The sequence below is a fragment of the Acidovorax sp. JMULE5 genome (genome assembly GCF_013376875.1).
GTDB classification, from domain to species: Bacteria; Pseudomonadota; Gammaproteobacteria; order Burkholderiales; family Burkholderiaceae_C; genus Acidovorax; species Acidovorax facilis.
The window spans coordinates 1966006-1989070 of sequence record NZ_CP035951.1; the positions used below are offsets into that span (position 1 = coordinate 1966006).

Sequence of the window (23065 nt, forward strand, 5' to 3'; positions counted from 1 at the left end):
CAGCCCCGCCCGCTGACACTGGCCCCTCTTTCTTCGATACTCCCTCCATGACTTCACTCACTGCCCCCGGCACTCCCACCGCACCGCCCTCCGGCAACCAGTCCTCGGTCGCCATGATCGCGCGGCAGGCCATCGTGAATGCGCAGCAGGTGGTGGTCGGCTATGAGCTGTTCAACCGCTCGCGCAGCGGCGCCGCACACACGGCCGCCACCGACGTGATCCTGGTCTTCACCGCCCTGTCGCACGCAGGCACCGAAGAGCTGGTGGGCAAAAAGCTCATCTTCGTGAACTGCACGCATGAAAGCCTTTCCGGTGGCCACCTCGAACTCGTGGAGCCCGACAAGGTGGTGCTCGAAATTCCTCCACTGGGCCACACTGCGGCCGAAGAAGTCGCCACGCGCCTGCCTATCTTGACCGAGCTGCGCGATCGGGGCTTTCACCTGGCGTTCAACCACACGGTGTTGCAGTCCGCGTACGCCCCGTGGCTGCCGCTGGCGGACTACATCAAGCTGGATCTTTCGGTGCTGGCCGCCGACCAGCTGGCGGTGCTCATCAGCTACGCGGGGCGCCATTCGCAGGCAGAACTCATTGCGGAAAAGGTGGAAACCGCCCAGCAATACGACATGGTCTCCAGCCAGGGCGTGCAGTTGTTCCAGGGCTACTGGTTCGCACGCCCCTCGCTGGTAGAGGCCAAGCTGCTCACGCCATCGCAGGCCAGCATCATCGAACTCATCAACCAGGTGCGCAAACAGGCCAGCACCGACGACATCGAAGAAACGCTCAAGAAAGATGCTGGCCTGGCCTTCAACCTGATGCGCCTGATCAACTCGGCGGGTTTTGGTCTGTCGCGTGAGATCACGTCTTTCCGCCAGGCCGTGATGCTCATGGGCCTGAAAAAGCTGTTCCGCTGGGCGGCGCTGCTACTCACTGCCTCGCGCACGGGCGGTACTCCGTCATCCGTGGGCCAGACCGCCGTGGTGCGGGGCCGCCTCATGGAGCTGCTGGCACTCGAAACCCTTCCCCCCGAAGAAGCCGACCAGGCCTTCGTCGTGGGCATCTTCTCGCTCCTGGACGTGATGCTGTCCATGCCCATGGAATCCGCGCTCGGCCTGCTCAACGTGCCCGAGCCTGTGGCGGCGGCGCTGCTGCGGCGAGAAGGCTTCCTGGGAGACCTGCTGACCCTGGCCGAAGCCTGCGAATCCAGCGACGATGTGGTGTTCGACCGCACGGCGGGCCTGCTGCACCTGACCAGCCAGCAGATCAACTTTGCGCACCTGCAGGCCCTGGCCTGGGCCGACCAACTCACCGACTGAACCCCACATTGATAGATAGGCGCACGCCGCGTGCGGGTCTAGAATCATTGCAGACCCCAGCACATCACTCCAGCAGACCCCATGTCGACCACACCTGAACAAGACGCCCCCGAAGCTGCATCGCCTGCGGTTGACCCTGTAGACGAGAACATCGCCATCATTGCGCGCCAGGCCATCGTGGACGAAAGCCGCGCCGTCTATGGCTATGAGCTGTTTGACCGGTCCACCGCCTCCGACGCCCACACTGCGGCCAGCGATGCGGCCCTGCTGTTCAACGCCCTGTCGTACGCCGGCACCGAGGCCCTGGTCGGCAAGAAGACGGTGTTCATCAACTGCACGCACGACAGCCTCTCGGGCGGCCACCTGGAACTGATCCACCCCGAAAAGGTGGTGCTGGAAGTCCCCCCTCTGCCCGACGGCGCCACGCCCGAGGAGATCGAAGGCCGCATCCCCACACTGGAAGCCCTGCGCACGCGCGGTTTTCGCCTGGCGTTCGACCAGCAGGCCCTCAAGCGTGCCTACACCAGCTGGTTGCCCATGGCCTCCTTCATCAAGCTCGACATGCAGGCCTTCAAGCCTGAACTGGCAGGGCCGCTGGTCAAGTTCTCCACCACCCACAGCAAGGCCACGCTGGTGGCCGAAAAGGTGGAAACCGCCGAACAGTACGAGCTGATGCGCGACCTGGGCGTCAAGCTCTTCCAAGGCTACTGGTTTGCCCAGCCTTCGCTGGTGAAGGCCACCACCATCCGCCCCTCGCAGGCCACGATCATCCAGCTCATCAACCTGGTGCGCAAACAGGCCAGCACGGCCGAGATCGAAGATCTGCTCAAGAAAGACCCCACGCTGTCTTTCAACCTGCTGCGCTTCATCAACTCCTCCGGTTTTGGCCTGTCGTGCGAGATCACCTCGTTCCGCCATGCGGTGATGATTCTGGGCCTCAAGAAGCTGTTCCGCTGGGCGGCCTTGCTCATGACCACGTCCCGTGCCGGCGGCGCGCCCCCAGCCGTGGGCCAGACCGCCGTGGTGCGCGGCCGCCTGATGGAGCTGCTGGCCGCCGAACTGCTGCCGCCCGAAGACTGCGACAACGCCTTTGTGGTGGGCGTGTTCTCGCTGTTGGACACCATGCTGGGGGTTCCGATTGAAAAGGCGCTCGAATCCGTGGCCCTGCCCGAGCCCGTGATGGACGCCCTGCTGCGCGGCACCGGTGTGTTCGCGCCCTTCCTGGAACTGACCAAGGCCTGCGAAAGCGGCGACGAAGTGGCCTTTGCCAAGAACGCCGATGCGCTGCACCTGTCCAACCGCCAGGTCAACTGGGCCCACCTGCAGGCACTGACCTGGGCCGAGAGCCTCAACGAAGACTGATTCGTCCCAGAAACACCTTTGCCTGCACGGGCCCTGGTCATCCAGGGCCCGTGGTTTTTCAGGCGGTCATTGATTTCCCTGGATACCCGCCGCGCGGATGATGCGCGCGTTGTTCTCCGACTCCTGCGCAATCTGGCGCGCGAATTCGGCAGCCGTGCCGCCGGTCGGCACGTTGTCCGTGGCTTCGAGCTTGTTGCGGATGTCGGGCAGGGCCAGCGCCTTGTTCACCTCGGTATTGATGCGCTCCAGCACGGCCACAGGCGTCTGCGCTGGCGCATAGATGCCAAACAGCGAAGACAGGTTGGCAGCAGGCTGGCCCAGCTCTGCCAGCGTGGGCACCTGGGGCAGCGAGTCGAGCCGCGCTGGTGCACCCACCGCCAGCGGCTTGAGCTTGCCCGCCTTGATGTGCTGCAGCACGGCAGGGCCCGCGTTGGTGGACAACACCTCGTACTGGCCGCCCAGCGCGTCGTTCATCTGCTGGCCGCCGCCCTTGTAGGGGACATGGGTGATCTGCACCTGGCTTTTGCCCATGATCTGCTCCAGCATGATGTGGCCCAGCGACGCCTGCCCCGAGGTCGCCCAGCGCACAGCCCCCGGCTTGGCCTGTGCGGCGGCGATGAGGTCCTTGAAATCCGCCGCCTTGCTGGCGGATGTGCCCAGCAGCAGCACGGGTGAATACATCACGCTCACGACCGGCGAAATGTCCTTTTGGGGATCGAACGGCGACTTGCCCAGGTGCGGATTGAGCGCCAGCGGGCTCACCGCCGCAAAGCCCAGGGTGTAGCCGTCGGGAGCCGCCTTGGCCACCGCGTCCACGCCCAGGCTGCCACTCGCACCGGCCTTGTTCTCGATGACCACGGGGGTGCCGAGCTGCACAGCCAGCTTGTCGGCCAGCGCTCGGGCCACCGTGTCGCTCACGCCGCCAGCGGGGTAGGCCACCACGATGCGAATCGGTTTGGCCGTGGGCCACGCCTGCGCCATGGCCAGGGTGACCGTGCTCAGCAGCAACGCGCCGACAAATAGTTTTTTCATGAATGTTTCCTTGGGTGAAAGGGCGTGTATCCGCAGGGGCACCACAACCAGGGCGGGGCGCCTGCGCTACCCGCGCGGATGGTGTTGCGCATGAAGCGATTTGAGCCGCTCGCGCGCCACGTGGGTGTAGATGGTGGTGGTGGAAATATCGGCGTGGCCCAGCAGCAGCTGCACCACCCGCAAATCTGCACCGTGGTTGAGCAGATGCGTGGCAAACGCGTGCCGCAGCGTGTGGGGAGACAGTGGCACGGTGATGCCCGCCACCTGCGCCCATTTCTTTACGATGACCCAGAACATGACCCGCGTCATGCCGCTGCCCCGCTGGGTGACGAACAGGTCGTCTGTCTGCTGCCCGCCCAGGATGGCGCTGCGGCCGTCCTGCAGATAGCGGTCGAGCCACTGGCGGGCCACTTCGCCAAACGGCACGAGCCGCTCCTTGCTGCCCTTGCCCATGACCCGCAGCACGCCCTCGTTCAGGCCCAGCTGAAAGGTCTTGAGCGTGACCAGCTCCGTCACGCGCAGGCCGCTGGCGTACATCAGCTCCAGCATGGTGCGGTCACGCAGCCCGAGCGGATTGCCGACGTCTGGCGCATTCAGCAGGGCTTCCACCTGCGCCTGCGACAAGGTCTTGGGCACGCGCAGGGGCTGGCGTGCTGCCTGCAGCCGCACCGTAGGGTCAACCGTGATGCGCCGCTCCCGCAGCGCCCAGTGAAAGTAGCGGCGCAGCACCGTGAGGCGCCGGTTGGCAGATGTAGCGCGGGTCTGCGCATGCCGGGCGGCGAAGTAACCCTGCAGATGGTGCTCGGCCGTGCCGTCCAACGCCAGCGGAGGCTGTTGGTCGGCCAGCCACTGCGCGTACAGCGTCAGGTCACGCCGGTAGGCGGCCAGCGTGTTGCGCGAAAGCCCGTCCTCCAGCCAGAGGGCGTCCACAAAGGCGTCGATGGCGGTCAGGCTGGTGGCAAGCATGCAAAAAACGATAGCACGTAAAAAAGCCGCCCGTGGCAACGGGCGGCTTTGACTGAGAAGAATGGAATATGGCGCTTGCTTATTCCAGCGTCAGCTTCTGCTTGGCGACCACTTGCTTGTAGACCGCGAACTCGGCCTTGATCTGCTCGGCAAACTGCTCGGGCGTGTTGCCCACCACGATGGAGCCGGTGTCTTCGATGCGCTTCTTCACGGCCGGGTCTTGCAGTGCGGTGCGCACAGCGGCGTTGATTTTGTCAACGATGTCCTTGGGCAGTCCCTTGGGGCCCAGGATGCCGTAGTAGGCCATGCGGTTCACTGGCTCCAGTCCCAGTTCCTTGAACGTGGGCACATTGGGCAGCGCGGCAACGCGCTGTGGCGCGGCCACGGCAATGGCCACCAGACGGTTGTCCTTGATGAAGGGCAGCGCGGATGGAATGTTGTCAAAGATGATCGGCACTTGGCCGGCCACGGTGTCGTTCAGAGCCGGGCCCGCACCACGGTAGGGGATGTGCGTGACGAAGGTGTTGGACAGGCTCTTGTACAGCTCCATCTGCAGGTGGCCGATGCCGCCCGTGCCCGACGATGCATACGAGTACTTGCCGGGGTTCTTCTGCACTTCGGCCACAAACGACTTGTAGTCCTTGGCGGGGAAGCTGGGGTTCACGGCAATCAGATTGGGCGTGGCCGCAATGTTGATGATGGGCGTGAAGTCCGTCAGCGGGTTGTACGGGGTCTTGGGGTTGATGGCGGGGTTGGCGGCCGTGGTGGACACGGTGGCCACGCCCAGCGTGTAGCCGTCTGGTGCCGAGCGTGCCGTTTCAGCCGCACCCACGATGCCGCCGCCACCGGCCTTGTTCTCCACGATCACGCTCTGGCCCAGGGCCTTGCCCAGCGGGTCGGCGATCACGCGCGCAATGATGTCGGTGGTGCCACCGGGTGCAAACGGCACCTGCAGCTTGATCACCTTGTTGGGGTAGCCCTGGGCGGCTGCGGTGCCTGCGGCGGCAGCCAGTACGGTCAGCGCGAGCCATTGACGACGATGCATGGAGTTCTCCTTCGAGCGGGGGTAACAAACAGCGCTGATGGTATGCGCAATGGCTGCCTTGGAGCCCTGCGGATTCCACATAAGGGCTAACCCGCAGAGACTGACACGGATCAAGTATTCTCGGCACGTGAATTACGCCCAGCTCCTGATCCCGGACTTCTCCCTCATCCTCTGCGGATACCTCATCTGCCGGTACACCGCCCTCAACCGCTCGGTATGGCAACCCGTGGAGAGCCTGGTGTACTACCTGCTCTTTCCCGTGCTGTTGTTCCAGTCCATCGTCAAGAGCCCGGTGGACATCGGCGCTGCGTCCGGCCTCATCGCAGCCGGGCTGACCATGGGCGTCGCGGGCATTGCACTGGCCTACAGCCTGCCGCACTGGCCGTGGCTGGGCAAGCACATCGACGCACGCGACCACGCGGCCAGCGCGCAGGTAGCGTTCCGCTTCAACTCGTTCATTGGCCTGGCCATTGCCGAGCGCCTGGCGGGCGCCGAGGGACTGCTGATGATTGCCGTTCTGATCGGCGTGTGCGTGCCGCTGTTCAACGTGGCGGCCGTGTGGCCCATGGCGCGGCATGGCCAGCACAGCTTTGCGCGCGAGCTGGTGCGCAACCCGCTCATCGTCGCCACGGTGTCTGGCCTGGTGGCCAACCTGCTGGGCTTTCAGATTCCGGAATGGGCCAGCCCCACGGTCAGCCGCATCAGTGCGGCGTCGCTCGCGCTGGGGCTGATGGCAGCCGGCGCAGGCCTGCAGTTTGGCCTGCTCTCGCGCGGCAAGGCGCTGAGCGTGGCGGTGTTGTCCATCCGGCACCTGGTGCAGCCGCTGCTGGCGTTTGCGATGGCTCGGCTCTTCGGGCTCAATGCCGTGCAGACCACCATGCTGCTCGCTTTCTCGGCCCTGCCCACTGCCTCTACCTGCTATGTGCTGGCAGCGCGCATGGGCTACAACGGGCCGTATGTGGCCGGGCTGGTGACGCTCTCCACATTGCTGGGCATGGTCAGCCTGCCGTTTGCGCTGGGGTTTCTCCGATGACCGATTCCCGCAGAGCCCTGGGTTCCGACGCCTTGGCAAGCCGCCGCGCGTTGATGGCAAGCCTGGGGGCACTGGCGCTTGTGCCGTTGGTGGGCTGCGGGCGCAAAACCCCGCGCGCGCAATGGTTGCCGCCCGATGCCACCGTGCTGGCCCTGGGCGACTCGCTGACATCGGGCGTGGGTGCCTCGGCCGACACCGCCTACCCGGCCGTGCTGGCACGTCTGACAGGCTGGAAGGTGGTCAATGGTGGCATTTCGGGTGACACCTCGGGCGATGCGCTGGCACGCCTGCCGGGGTTGCTGCAAAAGCACAAGCCGGCGTTGGTGATCGTGAGCATTGGCGGCAACGACTTTCTGCGCCGCCAGAGCGCCACCGCCACCCGCAGCAACATCCGCCAGATCTGCACCGATGCTCAGGCCAGCGGCGCACAGGTGCTGCTGGTGGCGGTGCCCGAGCTGACAATGCTGGCGGCGGTAGGCCGCCTGAGCGACCACGCGATGTACGAAGAGATCGCCGGCGAACTGAAAGTGCCGCTGCACAGCAAAGGCTGGTCGGGTGTACTGGGGCAGGAGCGGCTGCGGGCGGACCAGATCCATGCCAATGCTGCGGGGTATGAAGAATTTACCCAGGGGCTGGTGATGACCCTCAAAGACACAGGTTTGCTGGCGCGGTAGCCGCAAGAGCAAAAGCAACACGCCGCAGCAAAGCGGCACCAATGCTCTTATTTTGATAGCTGTTTGCGCTTATCCATCAAGCGCTAGGTGCCAATTTCACTCAAAATTCAGCGCCCAGACCACATGTTCGCGCACCAGCTCGCTGGTGTCGTCGGCGCGGGACTGCAATGCCGCACGCACCGCCTCGTCGCCCGTCGCCCGCAGCGCATTGCCCAGCGCCACAGCCACATTGCGCAGCCAGCGCTCGTGGCCAATGCGGCGGATGGGGCCGCCTTCGGTCATGCGCAAAAAGGTGGGCTCGTCCCACGCAAACAGGTGCACCAGCTGCTGGCCCGCCAGGCCCTTGCGCTCGTCAAAGTCCGGCAGGCGGCTCACCTGGGCAAACTTGTTCCAGGGGCAAATCAGCTGGCAGTCGTCGCAGCCGTAGATGCGGTTGCCCATCAGGGGCCGCAACTCCACGGGGATGGGCCCGGCGTGTTCGATGGTGAGGTACGAGATGCAGCGCCGCGCATCAACGCGGTGCGGCGCAATGATGGCCTGCGTGGGGCACACGTCAATGCACGCGCTGCAGCTGCCGCAGTGCGCGGTGACGGGCGCGCTTTTGGGCAGGGCCATGTCCACATAGATTTCGCCGAGGAAGAACATCGACCCCGCCTCGCGGTTGAGCACCAGTGTGTGTTTGCCGCGCCAGCCCTGGCCGCTGCGCGCGGCCAGCTCCGCCTCCAGCACGGGGGCCGAGTCGGTGAACACGCGGTGGCCAAACGGTCCAATCGCCTCGGCGATGCGGTCACTGAGTTTTTGCAGGCGCGCGCGCAGCACCTTGTGATAATCCCGGCCTCGGGCGTAGACCGACACGATGCCCTCCTGCGGGCGCTGCAGGCGCGAAAGCTCCGCCGTCTGCCAGCCATCGGGCGCGTCCATGGCGGTATCGCGCGGCAAGTAATCCATGCGCGCCGTGATCACGCTCACGGTGCCGGGCACCAGTTCGGCCGGGCGTGCGCGCTTCATGCCGTGGGATGCCATGTAATGCATGTCACCATGGAAGCCCTGCGCCAGCCAGGCCTCAAGCCCGGGCTCTGCCGCAGACAAGTCCACCCCCGCCACGCCGATTTGGGAAAATCCCAGCTCGCGGGCCCACTCCTGCATTTGAGGAACGAGTTGACTGTTGCACCACATACCGGCCAGATTGTAGGAAGCGGCAACCATGCTGCTGCCGAAACTGCGCGCCATTTCACCTGGCACAGCGAGGACGACACCACCGCCTTCGCGCAGCGCCTTGCCGCGCAGCCCCTGCTGGCCAATGCCTTTGTAACCCTGCACGGCGACCTGGGCGCGGGCAAGACCACGCTGGTGCGCCACCTGCTGCGCACCCTGGGCGTGCAGGGCCGCATCAAGAGCCCCACCTACGCCGTGGTGGAGCCACACGAGGCCCCGGGCCTCGCCATCTGGCACTTTGACTTCTACCGCTTTGACGACCCGCGCGAGTGGGAGGATGCGGGTTTCAGGGACATTTTTGCCAACCCCGGTCTCAAGGTGGCAGAATGGCCGGAAAAGGCTGCAGCGCTTACCCCGCTTGCGGACCTTGCTATCCACATTGAAGCAATCGACGACACCGAAAGGAAAGTCACCGTGCACGCCCACACCCCATCGGGCGTGCCTTGCTGCAAGCACTCTGAGACGCCGTGAACGAACCCACCCTGCCCGCCCGCCCACCCGCTGCCCCCCTGCCCTCGCGCCGCGCTGTGCTGCAGGCAGGCAGCCTGGTGCTGCTGCTGGGCACGCAGCAGATTGCACGGGGCGCCACCATCCTGGCCGTGCGCGTGTGGCCCGCCCCCGAGTATTCGCGCGTGACCATCGAATCCGACGGTGCGCTGGTGGCCAAGCAGTTTTTCGTGACCACCCCGCCCCGGCTGGCGGTCGACATCGAGGGCATTGACCTCAGCCCTGAACTGCGCGAGCTGGTGGCCAAGGTCAAACCAGACGACCCCAACATTGCCGGTATCCGCGTGGGCCAAAACGCACCCGGCGTGGTGCGGCTGGTGGTGGACCTGAAACAGGCGGCCATGCCCCAGGTGTTCACCTTGCCACCCGTGGCCGCCTACCAGCACCGGCTGGTGTTTGACCTGTACCCCGCCGCGCCGGTAGACCCGCTGGAGGCGCTGATTGCCGAGCGCCTGCGCGAGGCCCCCGCCAAGCCCGCCCCCGCACCCAATCCACCGCTGACGGCCGCAGCTGCTGCCAACGCCGCCGCAGCGCGCGCACCCGCAGCGCCCGAGCACGACCCGCTGGGCGATCTGATTGCACAACGCAGCCAGCGCCCCGGCCCGCCCGAGCCCCCACCCATGGTGGCCACCGCGCCGCCACCGCCAGAACCCGCGCGGCCTGGCAACCGTGCCACATCCACCCAGACCGACCGAATCATCATCGTGGCGCTAGACCCCGGCCACGGCGGCGAAGACCCCGGCGCCATCGGCCCCGCAGGCACCCGCGAAAAAGATGTGGTGCTGCGCGTTGCGCACCTGCTGCGCGACCGCATCAACGCCACCACCGTGGGCGGCAACCCGATGCGCGCTTTCCTCACCCGCGACGGTGACTTTTTCGTGCCCTTGGGCACGCGGGTGGAAAAGGCCAGGCGCGTGCAGGCCGACCTGTTCATCAGCATCCACGCCGACGCTTTCACCACTCCCGCAGCGCGCGGTGCCAGCGTATTTGCGCTCAGCCAGGGCGGTGCCTCCAGCACCGCCGCACGCTGGCTGGCCAACAAGGAAAACCAGGCCGACTTGGTCGGCGGGCTGAACGTGCAGAGCAAAGACCGCCATGTGCAGCGCGCACTGCTGGACATGAGCACCACCGCTCAGATCAACGACAGCCTCAAGCTGGGCAGTGTGCTGCTAGGTGAGATCGGCAACGTGGGCAAGCTGCACAAGCCCCGCGTGGAACAAGCAGGGTTTGCCGTGCTCAAGGCGCCCGACATTCCGAGCGTGCTGGTCGAAACCGCCTTTATCAGCAACCCCGAAGAAGAAAAGCGCCTGCGCAGCAGTGCCTACCAGGAGCAACTGGCCGACGCGCTGATGCGCGGCATCACGCGTTACTTTGCCAAGAACCCGCCACTGGCGCGCAGCCGGTCGGTGTAGCAAGGTCAGGACCTTGCGCGCGGGGCGGCCAACCCACCTTGCGCGCACTGCCAACTGCAGGCACAGTAGCCTGCATCGGCCGGGCGCGCACCGCGCCCCGGCAAGCAAGGAGAAATGCCATGGCACTACCCCACGCCCAATCCGGCCAGATCGTCAGCATGCGCCCCCTGGGCGACCGCTTGCCCGAAACCGTCACCACCGCCATCCTCAAAGCAGGTCAGCTTGAAGTGATACGCGTGGTGCTGCCAGTGGGCAAATCCATGAAAGAACACCAGACCCCCGGCGAGGGCACCGTGTTGTGCATTGAGGGCATGGTGGAATTTGTCAGCGAGCACGGCGTTCAGCAACTGCGCGCGGGCGATTTTGTGCACCTTGCGCCCCGCGCACTGCACTCGCTCAAAGCCGTGGAGGATGCATCGCTGCTGGTCACCATGTGCCTCAAGCCTACCCAAGCAGCATAGGCCCATCAGCGGATCAGCGTCCGCTCAGCGCCCCAGCCGGAACACGCTCACAATTTCGGCCAGCTTGGCAGCCTGGTGCTTGAGGCTGTCGGCCGCTGCAGCGCTCTGCTCCACGAGCGCCGCGTTCTGCTGCGTGACCTGGTCGAGCTGGGTGACGGCCTCGCCCACCTGACTGATGCCGATGGTCTGCTCGCCCGTCGCACTCGATATTTCGCCGATCAGGTCACTCACGCGTTTGACCTGGGCGACGATGTCTTCGATGCTCTGCCCCGCGTTACCGACCAGGTGCGTACCAGCATCCACCTTCTCCACGCTGGCACCAATCAGGGCCTTGATCTCCTTGGCAGCCTCGGCACTGCGCTGTGCCAAATTGCGCACCTCGCTGGCCACCACGGCAAAACCCCGGCCCTGCTCGCCCGCGCGGGCGGCTTCCACAGCGGCATTGAGCGCCAGGATGTTGGTCTGGAACGCGATGCCATCTATCACCGCAATGATGTCGGTGATCTTGCGCGATGCGGCCGAAATGTCCTGCATCGTGGCCACCACCTGGCCCACCACCTCGCCACCCTTCACGGCCGCAGCCGATGCGGTGCCCGCCAGCACGGCGGCGCGCTGGGCAGTGTCGGCATTGTTCTTCACGGTGCTGGTGATCTCCTCCATCGAGGCTGCGGTCTGCTCCAGATTGCTGGCCTGCTCCTCGGTGCGCTGGCTCAGGTCGGCATTGCCCGAGGCGATCTCGCTGGAGCCGGTGGCAATGCTGTCGCTGCTGTGGCGCACATCGCCCACGATGCGCACCAGCGAGGTCTGCATGGCCTCCATCGCCCGCATCATCTCGGCCACCTCGCCCCGCCCGCTGGCATGGATGGGCTGCGACAGATCACCCTCGCCAATGCGCTGGGCGACGGCGCTCACTTCCCCCAGCGAGCGGCGGATGCGCTGTACCACCACCCACGACAACACCACCAGCAGCGCCAGCCCCGCCACACCCGCCGCCAGCACGGTCATGCGGTAGGACTGGATCAAGCCCGCCGCCTCGGCCGCCTGCTCGGCCGAGCGTTGCACCTGGTAGTTCACCATCTTGTCGGCCACGGCGTTGTACTTGTCCAGCACCGGGGCAAAGCTGCCCAGCGCATAGGCGCGCGCCTGGGCCATGTCGCCCGCCTTCTTCAGCGCGAGCGACTTGTCCCGTGTCTCCAGGTAAGACTTGCGGATGGTGGCCAATTCCTCCTGGATGAGCAGCCCCTGCGGGCTGCTTTCCAGCTCGGTGTAGCGCTTTTGCACCTTGCTGGTGTCAGCGGTGGTGGCCGCCACGACGTCCTTGAAGTAGTTCTGCAGGTCATCGCCCTCCGTCTGGACGATGGAGAACACCCGCGTGGAGTTGACGGCAATGTTGCTGCGCCAGCGCAGTGCCAGCTGCAGCCGCTCGACCTGCTCGGTGGCCAGGCGGTCCACCGTATTGCCCAGGGTCTGTACCCGCACCAGGCTCAGGGCCAGGATGAGCACCAGCGCAAAAACAGCCACCCCCACAATCAATCCAATCTGTTGCGCAACCGTCAGCTGCGCCCCCATCCCCCGTGGTTGCTGGTCCATGGTGTCCCCTTTTGTAGATGTATGTGATGGGTTTGCAGAGAGAAGAAATGATCTTCCTGCGCCCGCCCGTTGGCAACCACCCCACGGGCCACGTAAACCCTGATCACCGGCCTCTGGCCCATGGGCCAAGGACGCCTTAAGGCCAAACGCAGCGCCCGCCCCGCACGAGGCCCCATGTCCTACAGACGCTTGCCACAGCTGCCTACGCCGGGCCCCAGCCGCCGAATGGATAGTGAAACCACAGGTCGAGCCCCAACGCACCCGCTGCTGGGACCCCAGGCCTGACTCCATTCATAAAGGACTCCTGCCATGAAAATCCGTCACATCCTTCTTGCCACCACCTGCACTGCAGCCCTTGCTCTGGGTGGTTGCGCTTCCAATCCGTCGGGCGCCCAGGTGGGCACAGGTGTAGGGGCCGTAGTCGGCGGTGTAGCTGGCAACGCTGTCTTTGGCGGGCCCGTAGGCACCATCGGCGGTGCGGCGGCCGGTGCCCTCATCGGCCATGAGATCGGCGAAGACCGCGATCAACGCAAGCCCTACCGCCGTTAATTCCCCCTCTGTGCCTGACCCTCTGGGCATCAGGCACAAAAATAGCTTCTAGCGCTTATTTTGTAAGCGCTAGAAGCTATATTTTTTATAGCAATTGCAATCGATAAATCAGGCCGCCTTGGCCTGCCGCCCAGCCCGCCAGGCGCCAAAAATTGCGATCAGGCCGGGCACAAAAATCATCGCCCAGATGATCTTGTCCAGGTTCTCCTTGACCCAGGCAAAGTTGCCAAAGAAGTAGCCAGCGGAGCAAATGCCCAGCACCCAGATGAGTGCCCCGGCCACGTTGAACGCTGTGAACTTGGCCCGGCTCATCTCGGCCACGCCCGCCACAAAGGGCGCAAACGTGCGGATGAAGGGCATGAAACGCGCGAGGATGATGGTGATACCCCCATAGCGCTCGTAAAAATCGTGCGCCTGATTGAAGGCCCGGCGGTTGAACCAGCGCGAGTCCTCCCACTGGAACACCTTGGGGCCAAAGAAGCGGCCAATCGAATAGTTGCATTGGTCCCCCAGGATGGCCGCCGCAATCAGGATGGCGCAGGCCAGCGGAAAACTCATCATCCCCGCGCCACAGAGCGCGCCCACAATGAACAGCAGCGAGTCGCCGGGCAAAAACGGCATGACCACCACACCAGTTTCGACGAACACGATCAGGAACAACAGCGCATACACCCAGGCGCCGTAGGTTTGCACAAAGGCTTCGAGGTACTTGTCGACATGCAGGATGAAGTCGATCAGAAAGGTCACCAGTTCCATGGGGTAGCCGGTGGGGGGCACCGGACGCAAAAAAGTTGCGGGCATTATCCCCATCGGCCAAGAGGCGCTGGCCGATACCCCTGCGCGGCCCCCGCCCTAAAATTGGCCGGGTGAACGACACCACCCCCACCCTTGCAGCGGCGCAGCCTGCCGATTTCACCCCCCTCCACAACCGCCGCCCCATCCGCGACCTGCCGGACGAGCTGATCAGCCAGATCGCCGCCGGTGAGGTGGTGGAACGCCCCGCCTCGGTGGTGCGCGAGCTGGTGGACAACGCGCTGGATGCAGGCGCCACTCAAATCACCGTGCGCCTGTCGGCCGGCGGCGTGCGCCTGATCACCGTGGAAGACGACGGCGGCGGAATTCCACACGAAGAGCTGCCGGTGGCCCTGCGCCGCCACGCCACCAGCAAGATCACCAACCTGAATGACTTGGAAACCGTGGCCACCATGGGCTTTCGGGGCGAGGCGCTGGCTGCGATTGCCTCGGTGTCGGAGATGTCGCTGCTCTCCCGCCCCATCGCCCAGTCCAACGCCTTTTTGCTGGACGCCCGCAGCGGCGAGCTGCGCCCCGCCGCGCGCAGCACCGGCACGACGGTGGAGGTGAAAGAGCTGTTCTTCTCCACCCCAGCGCGCCGCAAGTTCTTGAAAACCGACGCCACCGAGCTGGCCCACTGCATCGAATCCATGCGCCGCCACGCGCTGGCCCGGCCCGATGTGGGCTTTGCCATCTGGCACGAAGGCAAGCTGGTGGAGCAGTGGCGCGCCACCTTCGTGCCCGGCCAGGGGGATGCGCAGGACGCACTGGCCCGCCGCCTGTCGGACGTGCTGGGCGAAGACTTCGTCACCCAGTCGGTCGCCGTGCAGCACCGCATGGGGCCGGTCACCGTGACCGGCCGCGCAGGCCTGCCCGACGCCGCGCGCTCACGGCCCGACCACCAGTATTGCTACGTCAACGGCCGCTTCGTGCGCGACAAGGTGCTCACCCACGCCGCCCGCAGCGCGTACGAAGACGTGCTGCACGGCCACAAGCAGCCCATCTACGCGCTGTATGTGGAGATCGACCCGGCGCGCGTGGACGTGAACGTGCACCCCACCAAGATCGAAGTGCGCTTCAGAGACAGCCGCGAGGTGCACCAGGCCGTGCGCCACGCCGTGGAGAACGCGCTGGCAGCGCCCCGCGCCGCAGCGCTGGCGGCGGCTGCAGGGGCTGCCGCTTCAGCAGACACGGGCTCCACGGCACAGGCCCCCATTGAGAATTTCAAGCCAAATCAGCCTCTAGCGCTTAACAGACAAGCGCAAGCAGCTATCAAATTTGAAGAACGTGGCCACCATGTGGCCGACCTGCAGGCGCTGTGGGGGCCAAGGAAAGAGGACGCAGCCACACCGTCTGCAGAGCTCACCGCACCGCTGGTGAACTGGGGCGCTGCGGCCAACACCGGCGAGGCAGATGCCATGCCGCAGCCCGTGACGCCCACGTCATTCGCCCCCCCTGCTGCGGCCTGGGCCAACAACAGCACCGCGAAAGAAACCACCTGGCCCCAGGGCCAGGGCGGCAACGACACCGCCTGGCCGCTGGGCAAGGCCGTGGCCCAACTCCACGGCGTCTACATCCTGGCCGAAAACGCCCAGGGCATGGTCATCGTGGACATGCACGCCGCGCACGAACGCATCGTCTACGAACGCCTCAAGTCCCAGGTGGACAGCGGCGCCCGCATTGCCAGCCAGCCCCTGCTGATCCCCGCCACCTTTGCCGCCACCCCGCAAGAGGTCGCCACCGCCGAAGAATCGGCCGAGGTATTGGCCACGCTGGGCATGGAAGTCGTGCCGTTCTCCCCCAAGACCCTCGCCGTGCGCGCCGTGCCCACCACGCTGGCCCAGGGCGACCCCGTGGAACTGGCCCGCAGCGTGCTGGCCGAACTGGCCGCCCACGACGCCACCACCGTGGTGCAACGCGCGCGCAACGAAATCCTGGGCACCATGGCCTGCCACGGCGCCGTGCGCGCCAACCGCAAGCTCACCATCGACGAGATGAACGCGCTCCTGCGGCAGATGGAAACCACGGACCGCAGCGACCAGTGCAACCACGGACGGCCAACGTGGCGGCAGCTCAGCATGAAGGAACTGGACGCGCTGTTCCTGCGGGGCCGGTAAGGTAACCGCAAAAAGATCGGCCCGAGGGCCGATGGACCACCTGCACATCAAGCCCAGGGGCCGCCACAACCGGCACAGCCCCAGGCCAGAGCACCCGTGGAACCGGCTTTGCCGGCCCACCGGGTACGTCCCCCTTGGGGGGGGAGGCGCGCCGCGCCTCAGGGGGCTTCAGTTATCCCGCGCCGCCTTGGCATGGTCCGGGAAGTCGCTGAACACGCCATCCACGCCCAGTTGATAGAACAGCTTGTATTCCGCCTTGGGGTCGCCCTTGAAGTCCGACGCCAGGCGCTTGGCCTCGCTGCGGAAGGTGTAGGGGTGCACCAGCAGGCCTGCGGCGTGGGCGTTTTTCACCACGTCGGTGGCGGGCATCATCACGCGGTCGCGTTCGTCGATCTTGCCGTCACCATTGAGGTCGTCGGCCTTGCCGTCCTTGTTGGCGTCCACCTGCTTGGAGGGGATGAGATAGGGCTTCCAGGGGCCGATGCCGTCGGCGTAGGTCTTCACTTCCTTCAGGCCCGCAGGCGTGAGCAGGCTGGCGAAGGTGCGCGTGTCTCCCGCCACGGCAAAGTCGTACGGTTTGTCATAGGGGGCGGTCAGGTCCATGCTGCCGTCGGGGTTCACGTCGTTCGCGTCCACCAGTTGCACCAGGCGGATCTGGGTCTTGGTGCGCAGGTACTTGAGGTTGGAGACCTCAAACGACTGCACGATGACCGGCGAGCTCTTGGCGGTGTAGCTGTACTTGGCCAGGATGGTAAGCAGGCGGTCTTCGAGTGGCAGGCCCAGGCGGACGTGGTAGGTGGGGTGCTTGGTTTCGGGGTACACACCCACGGTGCGGCCCGCCTTGGCGCCTTCGCTCTTGGCCAGGTCCAGCACTTCTTCCAGCGTGGGGATCTGGTACTTGCCGTTGTGCGACTGGTCGCGGTCGGCCAGGGGCTGGATGGCGCGCAGGGTCTTGATTTCGGCCAGGGTGAAGTCCGAGGCGAACCAGCCTTCTTCTTCCACACCATCGACCACTTTCTTGGTCTTTCGGCTGGCAAATTCGGCGCGGGTGGACACATCGGTGGTGCCGGTGATGTTGGGCTCGTGGCGTGCAATCAGCGCACCGTCCTTGGTGGCGACCAGGTCAGGCTCGATGAAATCGGCGCCCATCTCGATGGCCCGCTTGTAGCCTTCGAGCGTGTGGTCCGGCAGGTAGCCGGCGGCACCCCGGTGGCCAATCACCAGGGGCTTGTCGCCGCTCAAAGTGGGATAGGGGTTGTCATCGCTGCCACCGCAAGCAGCCAGCGTGGCCACCAGGGCCAGCGCACCCAGTTTCGCACCAGAAATGTGCATGCTCTTCTCCTCGTTGTGTTTAGAACCGCCGAACTGTGGGCGCCCCCTGTGACAAGGCGATGACGCCCGCTTTGCAAGCGGATGACAGCTTCACCGCAGCATCCGCACGCACCAAAAAGTGGCAATCACCCTGCCACATTCCCCACCATTGTGCAGAGTCATGCGCATAAACGTATAACTTTTAGACATAATTCGATGTTGCAGCGCGCCATGGCGTGCCACCGCCCCTTGATCTTCAGAAAGTTTTTTGAAATATGAAACACGCGTCCGCAGGCAGCTTCCTCTCACACGTCGCCCTTCGCAACCCGGGGCAGCCCGAGTTTCTGCAAGCTGTCACCGAGGTGATGGAAAGCCTGTGGCCCTTCATTGAAGAACACCCCCGCTACGCCGAGCACGGCCTGCTGGAGCGCCTGGTGGAGCCCGAGCGCATCGTCATGTTCCGCGTGTCGTGGGTGGACGACCACGGCAGCGTGCAGGTCAACCGGGGCTACCGCATTCAGCACAGCATGGCCATTGGCCCGTACAAGGGCGGCATCCGGTTCCATCCGTCGGTCAACCTGTCGGTGCTGAAGTTTCTGGCGTTTGAGCAGACCTTCAAGAACGCTCTGACCACCCTGCCCATGGGCGGCGGCAAGGGCGGCAGCGACTTTGACCCCAAGGGCAAGAGCCCGGGAGAGGTCATGCGCTTTTGCCAGGCCTTTGTGTCCGAGCTGTTCCGCCACGTGGGTGCCGACACGGACGTGCCCGCCGGCGACATCGGCGTGGGTGGCCGCGAGGTGGGCTTCATGGCCGGCATGATGAAAAAGCTCAGCAACCGGGCCGACTGCGTGTTCACCGGCAAGGGGCTGTCGTTTGGCGGCTCGCTGGTGCGCCCCGAAGCCACTGGCTACGGCACGGTGTACTTTGCGCAGGAAATGCTCAAGTCCAAAGGCCGCTCGCTCGACGGCTTGCGTGTGTCGGTCTCCGGTTCGGGCAACGTCGCGCAATACGCCGTCGAAAAGGCCATGGAACTGGGTGCCAAGGTGGTCACGGTCTCGGATTCGAGCGGCACCATCGTGGACGAAGACGGCTTCACCCCTGCCAAGCTGGCCGAACTCATGGAAGTGAAGAACCATCTGTATGGCCGCGTGAGCGACTACGCAGCCCGCACCGGCGCCACATTTGAAGCCGGTGTACGCCCTTGGCATGTACCAGTGGACGTGGCCCTGCCCTGCGCCACCCAGAACGAGCTGGACGCGAACGACGCTGCGCTGCTGATCAAGAACGGCGTGGTCTGCGTGGCCGAGGGCGCCAACATGCCGTCGACCATCGACGCAGCCAAGGCGTTTGAGGCTGCGGGCGTGCTCTATGCCCCGGGCAAGGCCAGCAACGCAGGCGGCGTGGCCACATCGGGCCTGGAGATGAGCCAGAACGCCGCGCGCCTCTCATGGCCGCGCGAAGAGGTAGATGCGCGCCTGCTGCAGATCATGCAGGGCATCCACGCTGCCTGCCTGCACTACGGCAAACGCAGCGATGGCACGGTGAGCTATGTGGACGGTGCCAACATCGCTGGTTTTGTGAAGGTGGCCGACGCTATGCTGGCGCAGGGCGTGGTGTAACCCCGGTTCCGAAGGCAAGGCAACCGAAGATGGGACAAGAAGGCGCGTTGCCCGCCATTTCGCCCCATTTGCAGGAAACGGGCACAAACCCTGCTTCGCCGGTCAGAACTTTCTGACGCGAAGCCGAGTCTGTCTCCACCATGAAGCGCACCCCCCTCCTGGTTACCCTGACCTTGGCCATCGCCGTGACGGCGGGCTGCGCCACCCTCGACGCCAAGCAGCGCGAATGGATCTTCCAGCCCAGCGACCGCAGCTGGGGTGGGGCGCAATCCACGGCAGACATGCAGGATGTGTGGATTGATTTCCAGTCCGACGCCAGCGGCAAGGCCGAGCGCCTGCATGGCCTGTGGCTGGCCCATGAGGGTGCCGATGCGCCGGTGCTGCTCTATTTGCACGGTGCACGCTGGAACGTGGCGGGCTCGTCGGGCCGCATCCGGCGCATGCAGGAGCTGGGATTTTCGGTGCTGGCCATCGACTACCGGGGCTTCGGCCAAAGCAGCGCCGGGCTGCCGTCCGAGGCGACCGCCAGCGAAGACGCCCGCGCCGCGTGGGACTGGCTGGCCCAGCAGCAACCGGGCAAGCCCCGCTACATCTTCGGCCACTCGCTGGGCGGCGCCATTGCCATCGACCTGGCCCGCCAGGTGTCCGACGAACAGGGCACCATGGTGGAAGGCACGTTCACCAGCATCCCCGATGTGGTCAGCACCTTCAAGTGGGGCTGGTTGCCAGTGTCGGGCCTGATCACGCAGCGATTTGAGTCCGTCCGCAAGGTGGCCGAGATCGGCTCGCCCCTGCTGGTGGTGCATGGCAGCCAGGACAGCCTGATCCAGCCCGCCCTGGGCCGCAAGCTCTTCGAGGCGGCGCAGGAGCCCAAGCAGTTTGTGCTGGTGGAAGGCGGGTCGCACCACAACACCAACTCGGTAGGGCAACCAGCGTACCGGCAAGCCATGGCATCGCTGTTCAAGCTGAGGTAGAGACACCCCCCTGAGGCGCTGCGCGCCTTCCCCCCGCTCTCGCAGCGCTGCGCGCTGTGGGCAGGGGGACGCAGCCCTCGCTGCGGGGCGGCCCTTGCTCGGCTGCCCTGGCCTGGGCCGCGCCGGTATCGAAGGCCCTGTCTGGTACGCTCCAGCGGTTATGTCCGCTCCCTCTACCGCAGCTGCTGGCGCTGCTCCCCCTGCCTCCATCAACCCAGGCATGGCCATCCTGGTGCTGGCCATGCTGCTCTCCATTCAGCCCGTCACCACCGACCTGTACCTGCCCGCATTGCCCGCCCTCACGCGCAGCCTGGGCGCGCAGATGGCAGCGGCACAGCTCACGCTCAGCGGGCTGCTGCTGGCGTTTGGCTGCTCGCAAATGGTGTGGGGGCCGTTGTCAGACCGCTTTGGCCGCCGCCCCATCCTTCTGGCGGGGCTGGGCATCTACACCGTGGCCTCGCTGGGTAGCGCCTTTGCGCCCACTATGACACTGCTCATCGTGTGGCGCATTGCCCAGGGTGCCGCCATGGGCGCGGTGGTGATGTGTGCCCGGGCCATCGTGCGCGACCTGTACACCCCGCTCGATGGCGCGCGCGCCATGTCCAAGGCACTCACCGGGCTCGGGATTGTGGCCTGCATCTGCGCACCACTGGGTGGGGTGCTGAGCGAGTGGCTGGGCTGGCGGGCGGCGCTGATGGCGCTCACGGTGTATGCCGTGGCCACGCTGGCACTGGTGGCGCTGCGCTTGCCCGAGACCCTGGCACACCGCAACCCGAAAGCCCTGCAGCCCCGTGCACTGGTTGGCACCTGGATGCAGGTTTTGCGCAGCCCCACTTTCTGGGCGTTCTCACTGCAGACCACAGCCACCTATGGCGGGCTGTTCACCTTTCTGGCCGCGTCGTCGTTCGTCTTCATCGACGTCCTGGGCCTCACGCGCACGCAGTTCGGGTGGACGATGGCGTCGGCCTGCGTGGCGTATCTGGCGGGCACTTTCTTGTGCCGGCGCCTGCTGGTACGCCAGGGCCTGCTGCGCACGGTGGCCATTGCTGGCGCGCTGAGCGTGAGCGGCGGTACGCTGATGGCGGCCGTGGCCTTCATGGGCTGGCACCAGCCGTGGGCGCTGCTGCTGCCCTTTTACCTGTTCATGCTGGGCCACGGCATCCACCAGCCCTGCGGCCAAAGCGGTGCGGTGGGGCCGTTCCCCAAGGCGGCTGGCGTGGCGTCCGCGCTCAATGGTTTCATGATGATGCTGGCCGCGTTCGGGATTGGCGGCTGGCTGGGGATGCGGCTGGACGGCACGGTGTGGCCGCTGGTCAACGGCATCTGGTTCTGGTCGGTGGTGCTGGCCCTGATCTCGTGGACGCTGGTGCAAAAATTTGGAGCGCCGCGTGAGCATGCCTGAGCCCCTGCTGCACACCGCTCTGCCTGCCATCGCTCTGGCAGGCCCCACAGCCTCGGGCAAGACGGCGGGAGCCCTCGCGCTGGCCGCTGTGCTGGGCAAGCAGGGCACGCCGGTGGAGATCATCAGCGTGGACTCGGCCCTCGTATACCGGGGCATGGACATCGGCACCGCCAAGCCCACGCCCGACGAGCTTGCCGCTGTCCCGCACCACCTTATCGACATCCGCGACCCGCTGCAGGCCTACAGCGCGGCCGAGTTCGTGCAGGACGCCACGCGGCTCATCGCCGAGATCCGTGCGCGCGGCGCCCTGCCGCTGCTGGTGGGCGGCACCATGCTGTACTTCAAGGCGCTGTTTGACGGCATTGACGACATGCCCGCCGCAGACCCTGCCGTGCGCGCACAGATCGAAGCCCAGGCCGCCGAGCAGGGCTGGCCCGCACTGCATGCCGAGCTGGCCCGCGTAGACCCCGTGACAGCCGCACGCCTGGCCCCGGCCGACAGCCAGCGCATTCAGCGAGCGCTGGAGGTGTGGCAAGTGTCCGGCCAACCCTTGTCGAGCTTTCACACTACTAAAAAGATAGCTGGTAGCGCTTGCGGGATAAGCGCTAGTGCCTTATTTTCCTTAGAACCTGACGACCGCGCCTGGCTGCACGGCCGCATTGCCCAGCGTTTTGACGCCATGCTGGCCAGCGGCTTCATCGACGAAGTGCGGGCCCTGCGCGCGCGCGGCGACCTGCACCCGGACCTGCCCTCCATGCGCTGCGTGGGCTACCGCCAGGCGTGGGAAGAGCTGGACTTCCAGGCGGCCAAGGGCCCCGACGCGCCGCTGAACCTCGCCTTTTTGCGCGAGCGCGGCATTGCGGCCACACGCCAGCTGGCCAAGCGCCAGATCACCTGGCTGCGCAGCATGCACGAGCGCCACACCATCGCCTGCGACCAACCCCACGCCGTCGCCCAGCTCGTGCAGGCCGTGCTGCAGCGGCTGCAGCAGCAGCCGGGCGGACAAGAACCCGCCACCCCATGACACTGCTGCGCGCTGAACAACTGGGCAAACACTACGGTGAAACGCCGGTGTTCTCGCACGTGAACTTCACTGTCGAGCCGGGCGAGTTCGTGGCCATCGTGGGCGATTCGGGCGTGGGCAAGTCCACCCTGCTCAACTGCCTGGCCGGGCTCGACACCTGGGACACCGGCCGCATCACGCACGGCGCCACCGACCTGGGCCAGCTAAGCGACACAGAGCGCGCCCTGTGGCGCCGCGCCCATGTGGGTTTTGTTTTCCAGGCCTTTCATGTGCTGCCGCACCTGGACGTAGCGCAGAACGTGGCCCTGCCGCTGATGCTGCTGGGCCAGAAAGACCCGACGCGCGTACAGCAGATGCTGGACGCCGTAGACATGGCCGACCTGGGCGCGCGGCTGCCGCAGCAGCTCAGCGGGGGGCAGCTGCAGCGCGTGGCGATTGCCCGTGCTCTCGTGCACCGCCCCGCCCTGCTGCTGGCCGACGAACCCACCGGCAACCTCGACCCCACCACCGCCGCCCGCGTGATGGACCTGCTGCTGGCGCAGACACGCGGGCATGGGGCGTCGCTGGTGCTGGTCACGCACTCCGACGCGGCGGCAGCCCGGGCCGACCGGGTGCTGCGGCTGCGCAGCGACGGCATCAGCGCGGGCGAATAGGCCGCCCGGTCCGA

The 23065-nt window shown here is 65.8% G+C and carries 21 protein-coding genes; 14 read left to right on the forward strand and 7 right to left on the reverse strand.

The window, feature by feature from the left end; translation table 11 throughout:
- Positions 1–47 precede the first annotated feature (47 nt).
- Positions 48–1313: an EAL and HDOD domain-containing protein gene (locus EXV95_RS08820; RefSeq protein ID WP_176886554.1), complete on the forward strand. Its 1266-nt coding sequence runs from the start codon at positions 48–50 to the stop codon at positions 1311–1313.
- 81 nt (positions 1314–1394) lie between these two features.
- On the forward strand, positions 1395–2675 hold the full coding sequence (locus tag EXV95_RS08825; protein ID WP_176886555.1) for an EAL and HDOD domain-containing protein: 1281 nt from the start codon (positions 1395–1397) through the stop codon (positions 2673–2675).
- A 66-nt stretch (positions 2676–2741) separates the two neighbouring features.
- On the opposite strand, the gene EXV95_RS08830 is transcribed toward EXV95_RS08825, so the two are convergent.
- The 3 genes from EXV95_RS08830 to EXV95_RS08840 form a co-directional block, all read right to left on the reverse strand.
- Positions 2742–3707: a tripartite tricarboxylate transporter substrate binding protein gene (locus tag EXV95_RS08830; RefSeq protein WP_176886556.1), complete on the reverse strand. Its 966-nt coding sequence runs from the start codon at positions 3705–3707 to the stop codon at positions 2742–2744.
- 66 nt (positions 3708–3773) lie between these two features.
- Positions 3774–4673, reverse strand: a complete 900-nt coding sequence (gene xerD, locus EXV95_RS08835) for a site-specific tyrosine recombinase XerD (RefSeq protein WP_176886557.1) — start codon at positions 4671–4673, stop codon at positions 3774–3776.
- Positions 4674–4752: 79 nt separating this feature from the next.
- Complete coding sequence (locus EXV95_RS08840; RefSeq protein ID WP_055398604.1) at positions 4753–5718, reverse strand: tripartite tricarboxylate transporter substrate binding protein BugE; 966 nt, start codon at positions 5716–5718, stop codon at positions 4753–4755.
- Positions 5719–5845: 127 nt separating this feature from the next.
- Between EXV95_RS08840 and EXV95_RS08845 the strand changes: the two genes are divergently transcribed.
- Together EXV95_RS08845 and EXV95_RS08850 are read left to right on the forward strand one after the other, a co-directional pair.
- Positions 5846–6751 (forward strand): AEC family transporter, encoded by a 906-nt coding sequence (locus EXV95_RS08845; protein WP_176886558.1) that lies wholly within the window; start codon positions 5846–5848, stop codon positions 6749–6751.
- On the forward strand, positions 6748–7425 hold the full coding sequence (locus tag EXV95_RS08850; protein WP_176886559.1) for a GDSL-type esterase/lipase family protein: 678 nt from the start codon (positions 6748–6750) through the stop codon (positions 7423–7425). The genes EXV95_RS08845 and EXV95_RS08850 overlap by 4 nt, the downstream gene beginning before the upstream one ends.
- 96 nt (positions 7426–7521) lie before the next feature.
- Here the strand turns inward: EXV95_RS08850 and queG are convergent, their stop codons facing one another.
- A complete protein-coding gene (queG, locus tag EXV95_RS08855; protein WP_176886560.1) occupies positions 7522–8571 on the reverse strand; it encodes a tRNA epoxyqueuosine(34) reductase QueG in 1050 nt (349 codons plus the stop codon).
- Between the two features lie 12 nt (positions 8572–8583).
- Between queG and tsaE the strand changes: the two genes are divergently transcribed.
- The 3 genes from tsaE (at position 8584) to EXV95_RS08870 (ending at position 11020) form a co-directional block, all read left to right on the forward strand.
- Positions 8584–9111, forward strand: coding sequence for a tRNA (adenosine(37)-N6)-threonylcarbamoyltransferase complex ATPase subunit type 1 TsaE (gene tsaE, locus EXV95_RS08860; protein WP_176886561.1), 528 nt, complete (start codon positions 8584–8586; stop codon positions 9109–9111).
- A complete protein-coding gene (locus EXV95_RS08865; protein ID WP_176886562.1) occupies positions 9108–10559 on the forward strand; it encodes an N-acetylmuramoyl-L-alanine amidase in 1452 nt (483 codons plus the stop codon). Before tsaE ends, EXV95_RS08865 begins: the two co-directional genes overlap by 4 nt.
- A gap of 119 nt (positions 10560–10678) precedes the next feature.
- On the forward strand, positions 10679–11020 hold the full coding sequence (locus tag EXV95_RS08870; RefSeq protein ID WP_055393289.1) for a cupin domain-containing protein: 342 nt from the start codon (positions 10679–10681) through the stop codon (positions 11018–11020).
- Positions 11021–11044: 24 nt separating this feature from the next.
- Here the strand turns inward: EXV95_RS08870 and EXV95_RS08875 are convergent, their stop codons facing one another.
- Positions 11045–12610 carry a methyl-accepting chemotaxis protein gene (locus EXV95_RS08875; RefSeq protein ID WP_255484967.1) on the reverse strand — a complete coding sequence of 522 codons (1566 nt, stop codon included), beginning with the start codon at positions 12608–12610 and terminating at the stop codon, positions 11045–11047.
- A 309-nt stretch (positions 12611–12919) separates the two neighbouring features.
- On the opposite strand from EXV95_RS08875, the gene EXV95_RS08880 reads away from it, so the two are divergent.
- Positions 12920–13159, forward strand: coding sequence for a glycine zipper 2TM domain-containing protein (locus tag EXV95_RS08880; protein WP_082437237.1), 240 nt, complete (start codon positions 12920–12922; stop codon positions 13157–13159).
- Between the two features lie 108 nt (positions 13160–13267).
- On the opposite strand, the gene EXV95_RS08885 is transcribed toward EXV95_RS08880, so the two are convergent.
- Entirely contained in the window at positions 13268–13915 is a 648-nt protein-coding gene (locus EXV95_RS08885; protein ID WP_176886563.1) for a DedA family protein, read from the reverse strand.
- A 110-nt stretch (positions 13916–14025) separates the two neighbouring features.
- Here EXV95_RS08885 and mutL point away from each other — a divergent pair, with 110 nt between their 5' ends.
- Entirely contained in the window at positions 14026–16068 is a 2043-nt protein-coding gene (mutL, locus tag EXV95_RS08890; RefSeq protein ID WP_176886564.1) for a DNA mismatch repair endonuclease MutL, read from the forward strand.
- Between the two features lie 168 nt (positions 16069–16236).
- Here mutL and EXV95_RS08895 read toward each other — a convergent pair whose 3' ends face one another.
- Positions 16237–17400, reverse strand: a complete 1164-nt coding sequence (locus EXV95_RS08895; RefSeq protein ID WP_121505819.1) for a glycerophosphodiester phosphodiesterase — start codon at positions 17398–17400, stop codon at positions 16237–16239.
- Between the two features lie 254 nt (positions 17401–17654).
- Here EXV95_RS08895 and gdhA point away from each other — a divergent pair, with 254 nt between their 5' ends.
- From gdhA to EXV95_RS08920, 5 genes are all read left to right on the forward strand, one after another.
- On the forward strand, positions 17655–18998 hold the full coding sequence (gene gdhA / locus EXV95_RS08900) for an NADP-specific glutamate dehydrogenase (RefSeq protein ID WP_176886565.1): 1344 nt from the start codon (positions 17655–17657) through the stop codon (positions 18996–18998).
- A gap of 140 nt (positions 18999–19138) precedes the next feature.
- Positions 19139–19972: an alpha/beta hydrolase gene (locus EXV95_RS08905; protein WP_176886566.1), complete on the forward strand. Its 834-nt coding sequence runs from the start codon at positions 19139–19141 to the stop codon at positions 19970–19972.
- Positions 19973–20132: 160 nt separating this feature from the next.
- Positions 20133–21374 (forward strand): multidrug effflux MFS transporter, encoded by a 1242-nt coding sequence (locus tag EXV95_RS08910; protein ID WP_055393275.1) that lies wholly within the window; start codon positions 20133–20135, stop codon positions 21372–21374.
- On the forward strand, positions 21367–22398 hold the full coding sequence (gene miaA / locus EXV95_RS08915; RefSeq protein ID WP_176886567.1) for a tRNA (adenosine(37)-N6)-dimethylallyltransferase MiaA: 1032 nt from the start codon (positions 21367–21369) through the stop codon (positions 22396–22398). The genes EXV95_RS08910 and miaA overlap by 8 nt, the downstream gene beginning before the upstream one ends.
- A complete protein-coding gene (locus EXV95_RS08920) occupies positions 22395–23051 on the forward strand; it encodes an ABC transporter ATP-binding protein (protein WP_176886568.1) in 657 nt (218 codons plus the stop codon). Before miaA ends, EXV95_RS08920 begins: the two co-directional genes overlap by 4 nt.
- The last annotated feature ends 14 nt before the right edge of the window (positions 23052–23065 follow it).